The 19,224-nt window shown below is 45.7% G+C and carries 13 protein-coding genes; 8 read left to right on the top strand and 5 right to left on the bottom strand.

Features of this window, described 5'->3' with window-relative positions; all coding sequences use genetic code 11:
• Nucleotides 1–4: 4 nt before the first annotated feature.
• The 3 genes from GV64_RS07010 to GV64_RS07020 all read left to right on the top strand — a co-directional run bounded on the left by GV64_RS07010 (nucleotide 5) and on the right by GV64_RS07020 (nucleotide 5,420).
• Nucleotides 5–757 (top strand): enoyl-CoA hydratase-related protein, encoded by a 753-nt coding sequence (locus GV64_RS07010; RefSeq protein ID WP_020580818.1) that lies wholly within the window; start codon nucleotides 5–7, stop codon nucleotides 755–757.
• 15 nt (nucleotides 758–772) lie between these two features.
• Complete coding sequence (locus GV64_RS07015) at nucleotides 773–1,678, top strand: DMT family transporter (RefSeq protein ID WP_020580817.1); 906 nt, start codon at nucleotides 773–775, stop codon at nucleotides 1,676–1,678.
• A 100-nt stretch (nucleotides 1,679–1,778) separates the two neighbouring features.
• Nucleotides 1,779–5,420 (top strand): hypothetical protein, encoded by a 3,642-nt coding sequence (locus GV64_RS07020; protein ID WP_020580816.1) that lies wholly within the window; start codon nucleotides 1,779–1,781, stop codon nucleotides 5,418–5,420.
• A 310-nt stretch (nucleotides 5,421–5,730) separates the two neighbouring features.
• On the opposite strand, the gene GV64_RS07025 is transcribed toward GV64_RS07020, so the two are convergent.
• A complete protein-coding gene (locus GV64_RS07025) occupies nucleotides 5,731–6,510 on the bottom strand; it encodes a hypothetical protein (protein WP_020580815.1) in 780 nt (259 codons plus the stop codon).
• 440 nt (nucleotides 6,511–6,950) lie between these two features.
• On the opposite strand from GV64_RS07025, the gene GV64_RS07030 reads away from it, so the two are divergent.
• The 5 genes from GV64_RS07030 (at nucleotide 6,951) to GV64_RS07050 (ending at nucleotide 11,947) form a co-directional block, all read left to right on the top strand.
• The gene (locus tag GV64_RS07030) at nucleotides 6,951–7,232 is read left to right on the top strand and encodes a DUF4212 domain-containing protein (protein WP_020580814.1); all 282 of its coding nucleotides are present in this window, start codon (nucleotides 6,951–6,953) and stop codon (nucleotides 7,230–7,232) included.
• Between the two features lies 1 nt (nucleotide 7,233).
• On the top strand, nucleotides 7,234–9,021 hold the full coding sequence (locus GV64_RS07035; protein ID WP_033402526.1) for a sodium:solute symporter family protein: 1,788 nt from the start codon (nucleotides 7,234–7,236) through the stop codon (nucleotides 9,019–9,021).
• Nucleotides 9,022–9,177: 156 nt separating this feature from the next.
• The gene (locus GV64_RS07040; RefSeq protein ID WP_020580812.1) at nucleotides 9,178–9,516 is read left to right on the top strand and encodes a tRNA-binding protein; all 339 of its coding nucleotides are present in this window, start codon (nucleotides 9,178–9,180) and stop codon (nucleotides 9,514–9,516) included.
• A gap of 318 nt (nucleotides 9,517–9,834) precedes the next feature.
• Nucleotides 9,835–11,334: a hypothetical protein gene (locus GV64_RS07045; RefSeq protein WP_020580811.1), complete on the top strand. Its 1,500-nt coding sequence runs from the start codon at nucleotides 9,835–9,837 to the stop codon at nucleotides 11,332–11,334.
• A 142-nt stretch (nucleotides 11,335–11,476) separates the two neighbouring features.
• Nucleotides 11,477–11,947, top strand: a complete 471-nt coding sequence (locus GV64_RS07050) for a hypothetical protein (RefSeq protein WP_020580810.1) — start codon at nucleotides 11,477–11,479, stop codon at nucleotides 11,945–11,947.
• A gap of 152 nt (nucleotides 11,948–12,099) precedes the next feature.
• On the opposite strand, the gene GV64_RS07055 is transcribed toward GV64_RS07050, so the two are convergent.
• The 4 genes from GV64_RS07055 to ebgR form a co-directional block, all read right to left on the bottom strand.
• A complete protein-coding gene (locus tag GV64_RS07055) occupies nucleotides 12,100–12,939 on the bottom strand; it encodes a class I SAM-dependent methyltransferase (protein WP_020580809.1) in 840 nt (279 codons plus the stop codon).
• Between the two features lie 289 nt (nucleotides 12,940–13,228).
• On the bottom strand, nucleotides 13,229–16,384 hold the full coding sequence (locus GV64_RS07060) for a glycoside hydrolase family 2 TIM barrel-domain containing protein (protein ID WP_020580808.1): 3,156 nt from the start codon (nucleotides 16,382–16,384) through the stop codon (nucleotides 13,229–13,231).
• Between the two features lie 83 nt (nucleotides 16,385–16,467).
• Nucleotides 16,468–17,895 carry an amino acid permease gene (locus GV64_RS07065; protein WP_020580807.1) on the bottom strand — a complete coding sequence of 476 codons (1,428 nt, stop codon included), beginning with the start codon at nucleotides 17,893–17,895 and terminating at the stop codon, nucleotides 16,468–16,470.
• Nucleotides 17,896–18,148: 253 nt separating this feature from the next.
• Nucleotides 18,149–19,123: a transcriptional regulator EbgR gene (gene ebgR, locus GV64_RS07070; RefSeq protein WP_020580806.1), complete on the bottom strand. Its 975-nt coding sequence runs from the start codon at nucleotides 19,121–19,123 to the stop codon at nucleotides 18,149–18,151.
• Nucleotides 19,124–19,224 lie beyond the last annotated feature (101 nt).

The following is a 19,224-nucleotide window of genomic DNA, read 5'->3' on the forward strand; positions in this document are numbered from 1 at the left end:
ACCCATGTCAGATCAGAATCACATTCTGGTTGAGAAGCAGGATGATATCCTGACGATCCGTTTCAACCGTTCAGATAAAAAGAATGCGCTGACCACAGCCATGTACGCTTCGATTCTTGAAGCGCTGGTCGCGGCTGATCAGGATGAGACTGTTAAGGTTATTCTCTTTGCTGCCCAGCCCGATATGTTCACTGCGGGTAATGACCTTAAGGACTTTCTGGCTCAGGATGCCGCTGAAGAACCAGAAGCGATGAAAATGCTACGCCAGCTTGCGGTACAGAAAAAGCCGATTGTGGCAGCAGCCAGCGGTATTGCGGTGGGTATTGGCGTGACCCTGCTGCTTCATTGTGACCTGGTTTATGTGGGCGAAAAAACTCGATTACGCTTACCCTTTGTGAATCTTGCGGTAGTACCAGAAGCTGCTTCAAGTTTGCTGTTGCCAGATATTATGGGACGGCAGCGGGCATCTGAGCTGCTGATGCTGGGTGATTTTTTTGATGCTCAGCGCGCCCGTGAATATGGCATAGCTAATGCCGTAATTGCCAATGAAGAAGTCTTTGAATATGCCCTGGCAAAGGCCAAAGAACTGGCAGCAAAGCCTCGTGAAGCGCTGTTGCTGACCAAGCAGCTTATCACCAAGACCCGCCGTCGCGATGTTCAACAGCGTATTGATGATGAAGGAGTCATCTTTGGTGAGCGAATGGTTTCCGAAGAAGCCCGACAGGTAATGGGCGCCTTTTTTTCAGGTAAGTCTTAACCCGGTTTTCTGAACATGACTGGCCATGGAGAGGTTCTGAAAGGGGTTCTGTTTGCCATCGTATCATCACTGGTAGCCAGCACGGCCGGGGCTGCCAGTAAGATGATTGCTGATGTTGTCCCGGTTACCACTATTGTTTTGTTCCAGTATGGGCTTTGTCTGCTGCTTCTGGTGCCCATGTTGTTGCGTTATCCATTTAGCCACTGGTCTACCCGGCGCCCAGGCGCACATTTGTTAAGAGGGTGTGCTGGCTGGCTCTGCTTTTATGCTTATTATCTGGCTATCAAGCATATTCCGCTGGTGGATGCCGCACTGTTAAGAAATACAGCGCCTCTATTTGTTCCACTGCTGGTTTGGGGGTGGATGAAGGTGGTGGTTTCAAAGAGCCATTGGCAGCCGTTGATACTTGGCTTTGTAGGCGTTGTTCTGATTTTGAAGCCGGAACTGGAAGGTGTTGAGACATGGCATCTGATTGGTCTGATTTCCGGATTATCCCTGGCATTATCGATGGTTGGAACTCGAGTACTGTCAAACACTGAACCAGCCAGTGTGATTCTGTTTTATTATTTTCTGATTGCTTTTCTCTGCAGTTTGCCTTTGGCGATTATGGAATGGCGGTCGATTCCTCTCTGGACATTACCCTTTTTGCTATACATTGGTATCTCTATATCCCTGACCATGTGGTGCTATACACAGGCATACACACTGGCTAAAGCTTCAATTGTTGCACCGATTAACTATTCTGGTGTTGTGTTTGCCGGGATGCTGGGGTGGCTTATCTGGGGGCATGTTCCTGATGTTATTGCACTTGTCGGTATTGTGCTGGTAGTTGGCGCAGGCTTGTTATCTTCATGGATTGGTTTTAGTTCTGGCAAGCCTGACAGGTCTATGAATGCTTTATCCAACGCATCATTAAAATGAATTTACAAGTGACGGATGATTTTATTAAAAGGAACTAAAGTGTAAATGACTTCTCTAAACTCTCGCGTAATTGATAGGGTTTTTCAGGAGTTATAGTATTTTGCCGGTGGAATTATCTATTCAGCCAATGACGGACTTGGAAAGGTCTGTTCTGGCAGATGAAACGTGCTTGTATAAACATATTGGTAAATTTTCTTCCCGCTATGTATCCGATGGTTTGTTATATTCCGAATTAAGGTTGCCTGATAATATACGTGATTCATTATTGCCGCCACTCCCTTTTTTGCAATTGACTCAGCGCTGTTGTGTTGGACGAATTAATTATTTTGATAGAGATGAATCCCATCAATGGACGATTGATCAAGTTATGATTGCTGCCTTGGGTCAGAAAAAAAAACCGGATGAGTTAAGAGTTCACCTGGCACCAGCTTCGGGTATAAATCCTGACTTGAAAGACAAGGATGACTCTCTATTTATAAGAGAAAGTGATGCCAAATCAGGACTTCCAAATGTAAAGGTATTTGAATGCTTAATAAACTCGGCATCAAAGGTGGGTAGCTATCTTGGGGTTTACAATCCGTATAACCAAACCCATAAGAGTGCAAGTATTGAGTACCAAACTGGCCAGTACATGATATTAGCGTGTGGCGATGGAGTCGTATTGAAAAACGTGATATCTGATGAGGGGGAGCAGTATTGGGAGCGTGTAGCCAAGTATTCTCACGTAACCAAAAGCGTACAGATGAATCCCTTGCTACAGGAAAATCTGGATAGTGCCCATAAAACTGTCAGTAATGGTGCGTATTATCTTCCTGTCAGAGCTGTTTTGGATTTATCTGAAGTAAAGAGAAAGTCAAGAAAGTCTCCACCGCTCTTTATTTGTGGGACAGGGAAAGATGAAAACTCTTTGAAGTCTTTTAAAGAAACAGTGTCAAAATCTCTCTCAGATCCTGGTGCAAAGGTAGGCCTTAGCATGCTTTTTATGAACTCCAGGGCTTCGCACATGACTATGGTCAGGCTTATTCAGATGGAAGGTAAAATTGTTGTTTATTTGCATGAAACGATACTTCCTGAATGCCCTGTAGCAACGGAGATAAGACATTTTGTAATTAATGGGGTGTCACAGGCGATAAAGTCTGTGCGTAATCATCATCCTCTTTGTTTTTTAACTACGCCGGCTTCTGAGTATCTTCAGGCAGACTATAAGAGCTGTACGACAATTGCCATTAAAGTATTGGTGGCTTTTGATAAGCCCAGAAATAATCTTGATTCATCTCTTGTTAGCTTAGCAACTAACGACCAGTCCACTCCTGTTGCCGTTAATTATCATGCCTTTGATGCGGTGAATTCAGAGGAAAAACCAAGGAAAGGATGGCTGCTTGATAAAGATGTAAGAGTAGGAGGGGTTTTATTGACATCATTACCTGCTGTTCTTTTGAAAATGTATCAAGGGCGTCAGGATAAACTTTCTAATAGTCAAAAACGAACTGTTGTCAGTTATGCCAAGAATTTAACATTGGAACAATATTATAAAAAACACAGTTTTAAAGGTTCCGACAGCGAGCAATTATTAAATGTCGCTGCCTCTGGGAAGGCGGATAAGTATTTTGTGCTATGGAAAGATATGCTCAGGAATTTCACGCCGTTATTTCGGAAGGCTCTTGATGATAATTTTGACAGGATTTCTAAAGATGTGATTAATCGTTGGTTAGCAAAGTCGATGTGTGGTCATGTTGAAATTAGTGCAAAAGATTTAAAAATGCTGAAGCTATATAGAAACTTTATGACTAAAGAAGCAGATATACACTTATGGCCTGAGGATATGGTGCGGCAGTGGTGGTTTGAAAAAAAAGATCTTAAAGTTTGGTTGGTTAAAATAACATCAGATAAAGAAACTAGTGATTTAAATAAGTTATTAAGGCTCTGGTGTCAGTACATTAACGATAACTTGGACCCTAAGTCTGAAGTCGGAATGCTTTGGGTTGGTAAAGATGTTGAGTTTGTTGTTGATCGTCTTGAAGGCAGGTTGTCACTATTTCCAGGCAGGTGGAAGTCTGATTACAGTTTTCATTATGGCGAAAAAATTTATAGAGAGCCGAGTTGTCCTTTAGAGTACACAGTGGATAAGAACGTTGAAGCTGGGTATACAAACAGTTTTGTTGTGAGAACTGCTATAAAGGAGTCTAAAACTGAATCTCAGCGTTTTAATCGAATTGTCATGTCATTTCCCAGATTCTTAGTAAATGAGAAGCCTTTTTATGATTCTGGCTCTGAGACATCAGAAGCAATATTAGAGTCGGTGCCAGCATTGGCGTATTCAAGTGAGGCAGAGTCCATCAATGGCTCCTGGTCAGATACTTCGGTCGCGAAAGTAAAATCGGAGGGGAGCATAGCAAGCGAGAAGTCACTTTATGATGTTAGTTCTGACACGTGTGAAGCAATATTGGATCCCGTGTCAGTATTGCCGTATTCAAGTGAGGAAGAACCCACCAACGGTCCTTGGTCAGATACTTCGACAGTGATGTCTGCACCGGTTGGTGTCCAGGATCGTTCATTCCCCTTTGACGTAGCTGAAGAACCATCAAGGTTAGAATTGAAATCAAGTGCTTCACAGCAGGGAGTGGGCGACTGGTTATCAATGTCAGAAAGATCAGAATTGATCGATATTGAAGGAAGTTCTGAGGGGAATAATTCAGATATTTCAGGGTTTCTTCAGTACTCTAGTCAGGTCAAACCTTCAACTCCAGATAAACCAGAGCCCATCGACTTGGAAACCATACTTCTGGAGCCAGAAACCAGTGCAAGCTATTCTAGTGCAACAGCTGAGTCAGTGGCCAGTTGTCAGGCTGGCCGAGAGACATTGGGTGATATTGTCAGGGAGAAAACCTTACCTATTATTCTATTCCATAAATCAACTAGAGAAATATTAAGAGCACGGGAGTATATGGAGAAGCGTTCGCAGGCTTATCAGAAACAGTTTCCAGCAGAACATGAGGAGTTTCTGAAGAGTTTGAGAGCTCAAGCCATGCAGCCAGTCAAAAGGGAGCGGTCTGAACCGGAAGGAGATTCATCCTGTTCTGTACAAAAGAAACAATGTCTTACTCCGAATGTACATAATGCGCGCCAGTCTTTTGAGGCAGTTCTAAAAAGAGCAGCTGAAAAGCATCAAGTTATGGGTAACTGTTATCGGCCCTTACCAACTAAGCAGTCAGGAAAAAACGATATTTATCTCCAGGGTTTAACTCAAGTCCATGATGCCCCCCCTCCTATGATGAAAATCTTGGAAACTGGTACCTCCATGGCCGCTGGAGAAGGTGTGCCATCTGATCTTGCAATGCGGGCAAATTCATTAAGGAAAAAAATAGAAAAGAGTGAATGGAAGCTGGAGTTTAAGACTCTTTCCATGACCCTTAACGGTCAATGGAAGCTGGATGGTACATCTACGGCCAAAGCAAGCAATAAGTCAAAGATTCTCAAACAGGCGGTACAGAAAATCTGTGATATTTCTAATAGGACAAATGAGCTCGATAATTTTTTGGGACTTCAGAACGTGTTTGCTTTTCCTGATTTAAATAGAACACAGAAGGCAAACCTTAAAATTTCTTATACACTCGATTATCTTTTTCAAATTTTGAACTCTGTTGGTGCTCCGGTTAATAATGAACCTTTAGACATTATTAAAGCTGCAAAGATCTTTATTGTTCAGAATTATCATAAGATTGGTTATGAGCCTATGCAATAACCTGATTTGGGGTTTGGGCTGGGAGAGGCTTGCGCTATTAGGCGTTTCATAGAATGACCTGATTTCTAATGGGCCTGAGCCAGATTTTTCCATGAAGCAATGATGATATTACAGATAATGCAGCAGGCATGATGACCAGGCTGTTTGTGCGCCCAGCATTCCAGTCATTTTCTGGAAGCTTGTGAGCATACTGAATCGCATATACAGCGGGCTATTTTTCGTTGATTTAAACGGCAGTAACAAAGAGATGGTTATCATCCCAATCTTTCATCATCTGGATGATTTTGTGTTTCAACCGTTACATTAAGTATTACTTTCGCCATGGCCATGTAAAAAGCCATTGTAAAAAATTTATAATGCCAGAAAAAAAACTTTTAATTCCGCTTAGAAACCAGGCCAATAATGAATTTTTTGATCCTGTTGCCTTTGTGGTTAATGTTGAAGTCTGCTCCACATATGGACGCGAAAGCATGTTTGTGAAAACAGCATCAACTGCTCTATTAATACTCTCATTGGTGGACTTATTATCTAAACGGTTGGTAAGTTCGACAAAAGCTGATGCTTCAAAAGTGGTTTTCTGTGTGTTGGGCATTGCTTTGAGCGTTGCATGAAGCTCGCTACTTTGAGACTCAAAGTCATGAACGATAACCCCGACATTTTCTTTTCCTAGAATTCTTGCTGCAACTGGTAAAAATTTATTGTATAGGGCATCCGGAACATCTGTAATAGCAAAACGACGGTTAAAAATGCTATGACACAATATTAATTGCATATCAGGGTTTTCCTTTTTTACATTTCTAATGATTTTTTCACCATTCGCATCAAGATCATTATAAGGTAGTGAAAGAAAAAGAGTGCGGCAGCCTCTATCTCTTAAAGCTTTTATGAATCCTTCCATGTTTTCTTCGTAAGCACTGCTTGCAACGATAATTGTTCTGGTGATGGCTCTGTCTTTTGGTGGGTGGTTTACACGCTGGCCTGTTGATAGTTGTCCATTGTAAGAATCTTCCAAATTTCGAACTGCCCAATTGATTTCACTAACCGGAATGGGCTGAGCCCTACTATTTATTAGTTGAGATGTGTCAGGCATAACTAAAACTCACGATTTTCTGGCGTTGTTTCAAACTGATATCGGTGATTTTCAAAAAACGAGATTGAAGAAGCTGGTGTTAAGAGATTCATGATTTTTCTTATTTTGAACTTTAGTGCTATTTATTGTTAAAAATCAATAACAGTATAGTCAGTGATTCTGACAACTCATTTACTGGCTTCCAGTGCTTTTGTTAAAGTGATGATCTCGGCAGTTTAGATTTGCTGATGATCGATGCATGATTATTAGTCCTTCCCTAAAGGATTTTTTCGGTCTCAGCTTTCCCTTTGCGGTGTTTAGCATACTCCCTTGTATATCCAGTAAGGGTATTAGCCTAAAGTCTAAGATGCTCGTATCCATACTTTTGCTACTGTTTAAGACGCGCACAGCTCTGAACGGCTGATTATAAAAAAACAATAATAATTTCAGGAGCGTCTTTCATGTCTGCTGGTCCTTCTCAGGATAATCAAAGTGCAGCTGCCGCCTACTGGCGGGAGAATATACGGATATTACTTTCCTTACTGGCGATTTGGTTCGCTGTTTCATTTGGCTGCGGCATCCTCTTTGTGGACCAGCTGGACCAATTTAGCTTTTTCGGCTTTCCACTGGGGTTCTGGTTTGCTCAGCAGGGGGCAGTCTATACCTTTCTGATTCTGATTTTTGTCTATATCGGGATGATGAATCGTCTGGATCGAAAATATAACGTTCAGGAGGATGAGTGAGATGGCGACTCAAACACTGATCTTTCTCTTTGTGGGCTTATCGTTTGCGCTGTATATCGGTATTGCCATCTGGTCCAGGGCGGGTTCAACCAAAGACTATTACGTGGCGGGTGGAGGCGTTCATCCTGTTGCCAATGGTATGGCAACAGCAGCGGATTGGATGTCCGCAGCGTCCTTTATCTCTATGGCGGGTATCATTTCCTTCATGGGGCGTGATGGTGCCATGTACCTGATGGGCTGGACCGGTGGTTATGTGCTGTTGGCCATGTGCCTCGCCCCCTATCTGCGCAAGTTTGGCCAGTTCACCGTACCGGATTTTGTGGCAGAACGTTATTACAGCCAGCTGGCACGGGTTGTGGCGGTTATCTGCGTTATCTTCATCTCATTTACCTATGTGGCCGGACAGATGCGTGGCGTGGGAATCGTCTTTTCCCGTTATCTGGAAGTGGATATTAATGTCGGTGTTGTGCTTGGTATGGGGATTGTGTTTGTCTATGCCGTACTGGGCGGGATGAAAGGCATTACCTACACTCAGGTTGCACAATACTGTGTGATGATCTTTGCCTATCTGGTACCTGCCATTTTTATCTCTATGATGATCACTGGTAATCCAATCCCGCAGCTGGGTTTTGGGAGTAATGTTGAGGGCTCTGAACTCTCGGTGCTTGAGAAACTGAATGGGCTATCCCAGGAGTTGGGTTTTGCCCAGTATACGGATGGCTCGAAATCCACGATTGATGTGTTCTTTATCACCATGGCGCTGATGGTGGGTACTGCTGGCCTGCCTCATGTTATTGTTCGTTTCTTTACCACCCCTACGGTGCGTGATGCCCGTAAATCTGCAGGTTATGCCCTGTTGTTTATCGCTGTGCTTTATACCACGGCTCCAGCGGTTGCCAGCTTTGCTCGTATCAATTTGCTGCAGACAGTGTCTGAGGCAGAATATGAGCAATTGCCTGAATGGTTTTCCAGCTGGGAAAACGCTGGCCTGATGGCGTGGGTTGATAAAAACAACGACGGTAATATCCAATACCATCCGGGTGCTCCGATGGAAGGAAAGCCATCTTTTATTGATGGCAGAGGTCATAGTGGCGAGCGACTGGTCAGTAACAATCAGACGGACAATGCCAATGAACTGTACGTTGACCGTGATATTATGGTACTGGCCAATCCCGAGATCGCTAACCTGCCTGGCTGGGTGATTGCCTTGATGGCAGCCGGTGGGCTCGCGGCAGCGCTTTCAACAGCGGCGGGTCTGTTGCTGGTTATTTCCACATCCATTTCCCATGATCTGCTGAAGCGGAACCTGATGCCAGGCATTACCGATAAACAGGAACTGCTGGCTGCACGTATTGCGGCGGCAGCCGCCATCGGTGTTGCAGGTCTGGCAGGTATCTATCCTCCAGGTTTTGTCGCTTCAGTCGTGGCTTTTGCCTTTGGCCTGGCGGCTTCATCATTCTTTCCGGCGATTCTATTGGGTATCTTCTATAAGAGAATGAACCGTGAAGGTGCCATTGCCGGTATGGTGACAGGTCTGCTGTTTACTGCTTCTTATATCATCTACTTCAAATTCCTGGGCGGTACCTCGGATCAGTGGTGGTTTGGTGTTTCACCGGAAGGGATCGGAACACTGGGTATGATCATCAACTTTACTGTATCCATGGTCGTTTGCCATGTGACAGAAGCACCACCGAAGTCTGTTCAGGATATGGTTGAGGATATTCGCATTCCACGCCGGGGAGGCACAGCATCAGAGCCCGCTGAAGAAGGGGAAGTTGCCCAGGCATGATGTAGAGTTTTTATTGTAAATAACCATAAGCCGCTTTCGTATTGAAAGCGGCTTTTTTATCTGTCTATTGACGCCAGAGGGCTCTGTCACGGTGATTGTGATATTAAAATCGTCCAGTTAATTTTTATTGTGGACGTTTTTAAAAAGAGTGCCGTTATGAGTGAAGAAATCAGTTTCCAGGACTTTCAGAAGCTGGATATCTGCGTAGGGCGTATCGTAGAAGTAGAACGCCTGCCTGATGCAGAAAAGTTGTATAAGGTGCAGGTGGATATCGGTCGTGACCGGCTCTATCAGACCGTAACCAGTCTGGTTCCTTTCTATACCGAGCAAGAGCTGCAGGATAAAGAAGTGATTGTTCTAACTAACCTGAAGCCGGCCAAAATGCGTGGGGAAATCTCCGAGGTCATGCTGCTGTGTGCTGAAACCAGCGATAGCAGTGTTTGTAAGCTACTTAAATCAGAGGTTACCTTGGCCCCGGGAACTCCAGTTTGTTGATGGGCTGAGTTGATTTTAAAGTCGTATCTGTAACGTCTACATGATGCGGCTTTATATATATGGTTGATTGACTGTTTAGATATTTATAGTCAGTATAAGCAAGCAATTTTTACTGTATTAATGAATGGCTTTGAATTTCAATTTGTTATTAATTTAATCTCTGCGAATTATTGAGTTTTTAAAAAACAACCATATCATATGTTGAATAATAGTTGGTTGGTTGTTTTTGATAAAAATAATTATTGGGATTGTTATTTCCCGATTTTGATTTTTTGACGGATGTGAAGTGATATCTCTTTAACGTTTCTGGTGATTTTGATGGAAGCTTCATTTTCGGGTAGCTCCCGTACTGCATTCGATTCTTATTTGGATTGCTCTGGTGATATCGATACAGGCCAAAAAAGAAGAAGCCCCAAAAAAGGAAGTCCATATAAAAAAAATGTGAGTCCGAAAAAGAACATTACTAATGATGAGAATAGCCCTGTTAAAAGTAAGTCATTAGACAGTCGTCAAATGCAAACGGTTTCTCCTAAAAAACTGGTCTTTTCGAAAAGCACTGCTCAGCCTGTATCTGAGGGCGTGAACCCAATTGACAGATTCAGCTCTATGTCCAGGTTTGCTATGAGTGCAGAGGTGGCGTCTGATGCAGCCTTGCCAGTTATGGGGCTTAAACCGGGAAATCAACCTATATCCCCTGAGACAAGGGTTGAAGAGTTACCTGGCCCAAGCCAAAGGCCGAGGAAAAAAAGTCATCAGAGCAGACTACTGATGAAAGAGAAAGAGTGTACTGGCCCTTGGGTAAAGAGTGCCATGAGGCGAAGTGCTGACTCTAGTGGGGCGAGCTTTCATGAAATGTTGAGTTTGAGGCCCAAGACTGGAGCTAAGAGACAGTTGGATTTTGGTGGTTCATTAACCAATCAGACAGAACCAATCGTTAAACGCCCTGCAACAGACAGTAGTCCATATAAAGGGACAGAAGCAAAAATTGTCAAATTATTTAATCTTGAAAGTGTTTTCGAGAAGAACTACAGCAAGATAAATGATCTTGATATTGAGTTGCAATCCACAATGTATGATAAGCAAACAACAAGAAAGCTAAAACTATCGGATATTAATGCTTCCTTTGACTCTGACCATGATATCAGCAGAATTAAGTTATTATCGTCGGGTGAAGCCATTGATTTTCCATTTTTTAGTATCGTGGATACACCTGGTAAAACGAGAAGTCATATTATTTCAACATTTCCTCGCGAAATGTATTCGATAGATTATCACGAAATTATCAATACAATTAACTTGGGCGAAAGCCAACCTGTGCCTTGTGAGTGTATTAAGTATACTGATGGCCGGCATCTTATTGGGCAGCCGGCAAAAAGAAGCTGCGTAGCCTCCTGTGAAGCAATGGTCCTGATGGATCTTGGTAAAGGCGGGTTGGTTGATGTAGACAAAATACGTCAAACAAATATTTCAACAATAGATGCACTCAAACAAGACCTGGAGCAGGCTGGTTTACACTGTGTCATGCTCAACTTACCCAAAGATAGGTACGCTGATACTTCGGAAAGGGAAAAGCTGGTACGAAGAGCCCTTGAAATGCTAGCGGGTAGTGGGGATGCCGTCGTATCTGTTTGTGCAGAAATAGGTTCTCATGTGGTCATGCTTGATGGCTTATCTGAGGCTGATGATTCAGGGGTGGGTAGCCGTAAACCCTTTGTTCATATCAGAGACCCTTTTAATAAACTCAGATTAAAAGTGGATGCCGACTATTTTTTCAAAATTTCATCTTCTGCTCTGGTTATTCATCGTCCAGCTTCCTAGAACTTAAGAGCTTCATCTTTGTCTAATCTGCCAGCAGGAATAAACTACTTTTGGAGTAAGTAACGTGGTTTTGAGAAACGTTTGTCTATGTCTTTTTATACTGTCCTCATTTGCTAGTGCGTCTGATGATCGTCATAAGTTATTGTTAAATCTTAAATATTATCGTGGTGATGATGTTGTTAAAGAGGTTAATTTCTATGGAACTGAGATTGATCCTAATGTTACTTCAAATGAATATGGGCAGTTCAAAATGACTGTTGATGGCATTGAAGTCGAAGATTTGAGCGATGCTACTTTCTGGCGTTTGAATAAACTCAGGCGTTCATTCAGCTATGATACTTTTTCTCAGGGTATACAAAAACTTGAGCCAGGCAAGGCTATGTGTAAGCTTGGTGGTCCGGCTATGGGAATCACGCTTGAAACCCGCTATCTGACTTATCAGAATCACCGAATTGTTCATGATGAGATGAGACCTGTTTATGACCGGTCATTGAATTGTCTTTACCAGCGGAGGTACCAGCCTGTTAACGAAAATGCGAGAGAGGCTGCTCGTGGTGTCGTGGAAACCTTGAGAACCATTGGCGAGATGTATTCGCCAATAGAGCAAGATTAAGTGCTGTCTTTAACTTTCTATTTTCAAAGTCGTGGGATGGAAAGTCGCAGGCCATCACCCCTGTAGATTTAAATTGGAGTGGAAGGAGCCACTGATATATAACGTGTAACAGAGGCGACAACATCGCCTCTGTTAATATGCCCCCCCCTTGGTTATTTATGGCCGATAATGACTGCCATTTCATCACCATCAATCCATGCTCTACCGCGTAAATCACTGTAGGTTGCCTGAATTTCCAAATCATGCTGATCAAGTTCGCTGCTTAGCATGTCATGGGTAAAGTGCTGTAGCCAGTTATAGACGGTCCACTCTCTCTGTTCTTCACAGATGACATATTTGTCCAGAGTGACCAGCTCAGTTCTATATAAGAAGGATGACTGAATGCACCAGTAGTCCTGTGCACTCCAGAAACCATTCATAGCGTTTCTGACAAGGGTTATAGACTCTGCCTGTTTCTCAAGCCGGGTAGAGGTATAGACATCCAAGGCAATAACCCCATTTGGTTTCAGCATTGACTTAAACTTACTCAGTAACTTGGAACGCTGTGATGGGTTCAGGGCGCAAAGGTCACACATCACTAATGTTATCAAATCAAACTGCCGTGAATCGTGGTAGTCCAGGTAGTTGCCGAGATGGTATTCGATGTCCAGATTCGATTGTGCTGCTTGCTTAGTGGCGTACTCAAGGGAGTTTTGTGAGAAATCGAGACCGACGACAGTGCCTATGCCCTGTTTTTTCAGACGCTGGGTGTAAAGTCCGGGACCGCAGCCAAAGTCGATGGTTGCTGAAGATTGGTTAAGGCCAAACGCTGAAATGAGCCAGTCGACCGATTCGTCGATAAAATCAAAGGATCTTGAGGCAGCGTTAATATCAGGGTTCAGGTGATATGCCAGCATTTGTCTGGCAATATGACTATCTGTCCACAAGACTTCCGCAGTGTAAGCCGACCACACAACAGGCTGAGCCGTTGCTTCATTAAGTTGTTTAAACATGTTTGTAATTACGACAATAAGTGAATGTGCCGTCCTTACATTTTATAGAGCTGTTAATTAGCCTGAAATGATGTAGGGACGCTGATAAGATTCTGATTGATAACAATGAAGATGATTCATTCTAAGTACCTCCTTATAAACAGAGTTTGAGATGCGCGGAAACTACCAGCGAATGGATAGGCGATCAAGTGTGTGATCTTTTTTTGCCACACTCTCACTTCGTAGCGTGACAAGGAAGGAAATCGTAAATAGGGAAGTCAAAAAGGGAGTCAAATGACTCCCTTTTTGATCAGGCGCTACGGACGGGCCTCAGCCGGAATGAGTAACGATAGGGCTGTGCCGGAAGCTGGTAAGCTTTCGGCGGCAGTGACCCCCAGGAATTCTGACCGCCGGTACCCATCTGGGCCAGGTCGATATTCCAGGTGGTCAGGTTGCCGGGCTGAACATCAATACCGTGTTTACGGGTCATGGGGGTTAAGCCTGAGGCTCCCATGCCGCCGACATCGGCAACAAAATCCAGCTCTTCTGCAGCGAATGGCCAGGCGCTGGTGTTCAGCAGCTGGTCCTCGGCCATGGCTTCCAAACCAAATCCATCACGATCCATCAAGCGAACCCAGCGGACATCGGTTTTATTACCGCTTTCCTGAGGCCTTGGATAAGCATGGAACTGCTCCCAGGTTGTGCCACCGTAAATACCGGCTTTGGCGCCCTTGCGATCCGCGTAAGTTTCAACAAGGCCACGGCCGAACCACTGCATATACTGGAATTCTGCTGGCAGCGTAAGCTGAGTGCCAACCCGCATCATCATCGGCAGTTCACGATTGCCCGGTGTGAATTTGGCTTCAACCTTGATCTCACCATCGGCAAAAATGGTGTAATTCAGGGTGTACTCACAGGCAACCGTAGGTAGGTTGAAGTGGGTAGATACTTTCACTTCGTGAGTAGAAGGTGCGGTGATCTCAATGATAGACAATTGACGTTCGTTTGCCGCATTTCTCCAGATATCGGCCCATTCAAAGGCTTTTGCACCCAGGTCGTTATCGGTCAGTCCACGCCAGAAGTTGGGTTCAAGGCCTGTGCAGATCATATTACGATCGGCTACTGAGAACTCGGTCATCTGGCCATTCTGACGATCAAAATGCACCGTAAAATCGGCACCTTTGACTTCAATGGTTGCGTCAGTCTGATGAAGCTCCAGCGTCTGGTGATCGTCAATAGTGGGCTGCTGATATGCAGGACGATCAGTGATATTGAACTGATCCCAGGCGTATTCATAGCCAGAACCAACAAAGGCCTCTTCATTCCTGCTGACTGCGCTCAGGGTAACCAGATACTCTCTCTTATCATTCAGCGTCAGGTTTTCCAGAGATACCGTCAGTGTTTCGCGCTGATCAGGAGCGACGGACACAGTGCCCAGGCTGCCTTTTGCTACTTCATCACCATCAGCGGTAATCTGGTAACGGATTTCCAGGTGATCAAGGCCAATAAAGTCGTAGCGGTTTTCTACCTCAAACTGACCAGCTGTTGCGTCAACCGCATGAAAGCGTACAGGCTGATACACTTTCTTCACTTCGGCCATATGAGGGTGTGGTGTCCGATCCGGTGCCACCAGACCATCATTCATAAAGTTACCATCGGTTGGCATATCCGGATGGTAATCCTTGCCGTAGCCCCAGTACTTCTGACCTTTTTCGTTGGTCAGCTCCAGGGCATGGTCCATCCACTCCCAGATAAAACCGCCCTGCAGACAGTGGCTGTGATCAATGATCTTCCAGTAGTCGTTGAGGATACCGACTGAATTACCCATGGCATGGGCATACTCAATCATGATCATTGGGCGACCGTCGTTCTGCTGGGCAAACTCTTCCAGACGCTCGAGCGTTGGGTACATCGGGCAGACAATGTCGGTATAAGGTGCTTCACCGGCTGGCTCATATTGCACAGGACGGCTGCTGTCTTTCTCTTTCACCCAGTTGTACAGGGTTTCAAAGACACAGCCTTTGCCTGCCTCATTACCCATGGACCAGATGATCACACAGGCGTGGTTCTTGTCCCGCTCTACCATGGCCTGCATACGATCCAGGTGTGCAGGAATCCAGGACCCGGTATCACCAATCTGGGTTTCCGGTTTCAGGGCCAGCGGATGGGATTCGATATTGGCTTCATCGACAACATAGAGACCATGCTCATCACAGAGCTGATACCAGCGGGAATGACAGGGGAAGTGGCTGGTACGCACCGCGTTGATGTTGTGCTCTTTCATCAACCGGATATCGGTGAGCATATGCTCTTCGGTTGGGACGTGACCCAGTGTCGGATGCAGCTCGTGGCGGTTCACCCCTTTGATCTTGATGGCTTTGCCATTAACGGTCAGCTGACCATCGATGATCTCTACATGACGGAAACCGATCTTGTGGCTGGTGGTTTCGATAATCTCACCCTGCTCATTGGTCAGGGTCATCAGCAGGGTATAAAGGTTGGGTGCCTCTGCACTCCACAGGCGTGGGTTGGCCACTTCTCCGGTAAAGTTAAGGTTCTGTTCAGTGCCTTCCCGGGTGAATGACTCGGTGCATGCAATGATCGGATCAAAGCCTCTGGCATCATCCAGCAGCTGTGCCTTGAGAGTGAGCTGTGCAGCATCGCTTTCGTAGTGTTTGATATCAACGCTAAGGTTGAATGCCCCCTGGGTAAAGGTTGCATCCAGTTCAGGTTTGCAGTGGAAATCATAGATACGGCTCTTGCCTGTGGAATAGATAAAGACTTCCCGCTCAAGCCCGGACATATCCAGCATGTCCTGCTTTTCCAGGTAGCTGGCGTTGGACCAGCGGAAGATCTCCAGGGCAATGGTGTTTTCACCCTCACGGACATAGGCTCTGATGTTGAACTCGGCCGGGTTCTTGGCATTCTGGCTGTAACCGACTCGCTGACCATTAATCCAGATGAAGGTGGCTGTTCGGGCTCCCGCCAGTTGCAGGAAGATTTCGCGGCCAGACCAGCTCTGATCCAGAGTAAACGTACGACGATAAGAACCTACAGGGTTGTAGTCTCTGGGCACTTCCGGCCATTCGGTGGTAAAGGGAAAGCGTTCATCCAGATAGATGGCCTTATCAAAGCCCTGGGCTTCCCAGTTACCGGGAACCTGAATACTGTCCCAGCCGTCAACATCAAAGCTTTCCTGATGGAAACCTCGTGGACGGGACTCTGGATTGATGGCGCAGTTAAACTGCCACAGGCCATTCAGTGAGAGATAGTTGCCGGCTTTTTCGGGTTGATTATTGATCGCCAGGGATTCATGACTGAATGGAAAGGCGTGAGGTCTTGGTGCTTCTTTATTGATGCCATTGATACGGTGATCTTCCATAACCGCCGGCACATGATTGATCTCTTCGTACAGATCGATGATCTTTTGTTTGTCACCTTTGCTGGAAAAAACGACTGCGCTCATACAAAAATTCCGGGTCAGTGAAGCCACCCGCCAGCTCTGCTAGCTGATGGCTTCATACAAATGGTTGAAAAGGTTGTCTGTTATCAGGAGAAAGCGGCGGCAGTAGTGCGAACCCGACTATCAGGCTGCTGACGCTTCAGGTAACGGCTGTACCAGAGGTTGGCGGCACCCAGGAAGATCACTACACCAGAGACGTTGTAAAGCAGCACCTGCATGATGTTGCTGCCGGTTGGGAAGGTGGCGGCCAGGAAGCCAATGGTGAAAATGGTCAGCAGCATGACGGTAATCACCACACCCACTTTGGCAGAGCCCATGCGGAAGTCACGTTCGATATGGTCATGCTTCAGGCGCAGCATGATATAAGACGCCATGATGAAGATCGGTGGCAGCATCGCAGTAGCTGCCGTCATATTGATGGTGGTATTCATCAGTTCCTGGGCGGTTTCACTGCCCAGTGCAGGGATGAACATCAGCGGAATCACAATAAAGAACTGGGCCCAGGCTGCACGTTCAGGCACGCCGTGCTGGTTCAGTTCAGTCGTTTTCTCACCGTAAATACCTTTGGGGATTTCAGAGAAGTGAATTTTTACCGGAGTGGCAGACCACATCAGCAGGCTGCCAAACATGGCGATAAACAGAACCACACCAACAATACGGCCGGTAATAACGGTTGAGAAACCATAGTGATTGGCCAGTCCGGTAAATACTTCCACCATACCACCAGTGAATGAGAGTTCAGCGCGTGGTACGAACACGTTGATCAGCAGGGAACCGGCTGCGTACATCACGCCAATGAACAGGCCTGCAGCAACAATGACCTTAACAAAAGTTTTAGCACCACCTTTCACATCGTTCAGGTAAACCGCAACACTTTCTGCACCACCGGCCGCCTGAAAAATCCAGCACATAATGCCCAGGGTTGCCCAGTTGATGGTCGGGCTCAGAGCTTCCATGGTGATTGGGTCTGCTGGCTCAAGTCCACCAACCAGCGCACCACCGGCCAGGAAGATATAACCCAGCGTCAGAGCCAGTACGACAGAGGCAACCACAGACGTGATCTTGCCCAGCCAGCTGGCACCTCGGGTAGAGACGAAGGTTGCCAGAGCAAACAGTGCAGTAGAGAGAATCGCTGTTGCCATCGGTGAGAAGGTTTGCTCGTAACCCAGCAGTGCATAAGATGCATAGGCAATAACGTTGGGCAGGAGCGAAGTAAACCAGAACAGGTTTACAAAGAAGTAGGTGAATGAGCCCAGGTAAGCCGCACGGTCACCCAGAGGCGTCTTCAGCCAGTCGTACATGCCGGACTCGGAGTTTTTATTGGCGGAAACAAATTCGGCAACGATGAAGACAAACGGAATGAAATAGAAAATTGTCGCAAAAAGAAAGATAGGGGCAGAACTGAGGCCCAGCTCAATATTGTTGTTTACAATATTACGGACGTTGAATACTGCGGTAAACGTCAGGGCCAGCAGGGCAAATTTGCCTATGGTCCCGCGGTTGTTTTCACTCATGGTCGCTCCGCCTGGTATTTTTATCGAACAGTGTGTTTGCTTATATTTTTGCGTTTATTTTTACGCAAATTTTTACTTGGCGTGATCCTAGCGTTGTTGTGTTTGTTTTTGTTTGATCGAGATCAAGTTTTGTTGGAGGGATGGTAGGAAAAGTTGCTCTTCTGCTGGAGGTATTCAGAGGTTAACAAATGATCACTTGAGAGGAAGTGTGAGGCTCAGGTACGAGCCTCTGACAGGAAAGGGGTGAGATGTGTCAGGTTGTTCCACGATGTTTGAGCGTTGCTGGTATGGTCATGCATAAAGGTATACGACGCTCATCGCGAATCTGGTCTGAAAGCAGGTTTACCGCCTGAATACCCATCAACTCAGATTCCAGCCGGAAGGTAGAGAGGGGGGGGAAGGTAAAGCGGGCTGTAGGAATATCATTGATGCTGATCATCGAGAGATCCTCAGGAATGCGGATATTGCTTTCATGAAGTGCTCTTAACACCCCAATGGCAATGGAGTCTGAGGCGACCAGAAACGCTTTAGGGTATTCTTCCTCCAGCATCTGCTTGGCCAGGCGGTACCCTGAAGCGCTGGAAAAGTCACCACGATAAATATCTCCGGCATTAACCACTTTCCGGGAACGGCCATACTCCAGAAATGCGGACTCCCTGACATCTATAGTTTTACCGGCATCCTGCCCGCCAATAAAGCCAATGCGCTGATGGCCCTGTTGCATAAAGTAATCAATGGCGTGTTGACAGATCCGGGCAAGGTCGGTGTAAACGCAGTCAAACTCATCGTGTTGATAATCGACACAGACGATTGGCAAGGTATTTTTTTTGCCGGTAATTTTCAGCGCACTGTCGTTTTCCGGACGAACTCCCACCAGAATGACACCATCAATCCCGTCAGGTACCGGTTGCTCAAATGCATCGTATTGGCGTGTTAACTGAATGTTCACCTTCTTGCACTGCAGCTCAATCCCGTACCGGATGGAGAGATAATAAGGATCATTGATTTCCACCGCTTCGGGGTAGCCAAACCGGGCAAGAAACTGATAGCTGGTCGCTGGTGTTTCTTTGCGGCTGCGAGTAGTGCGGTACTGCAGTTTTTCAGCGATTTCAAAGATGGCGTGGCGGGTTTCTGCTTTTACGCTGATGGAAGGGTCGTCATTCAACACCCTGGATACTGTGGATAAAGAGACCCCGGCCTGTTGGGCGATCTCCTTTAACGTGGCCATGTTTACTCCGGCATAAATAATGTGCTGAATATTCTGGAGAGGAATGTATCACAGAATTTTGAAGTCAGGTAAAAAATAGTAAAATTTTACCTGGCTGATGG

This window comes from Endozoicomonas elysicola, assembly GCF_000710775.1.
Classification (GTDB): domain Bacteria; phylum Pseudomonadota; class Gammaproteobacteria; order Pseudomonadales; family Endozoicomonadaceae; genus Endozoicomonas; species Endozoicomonas elysicola.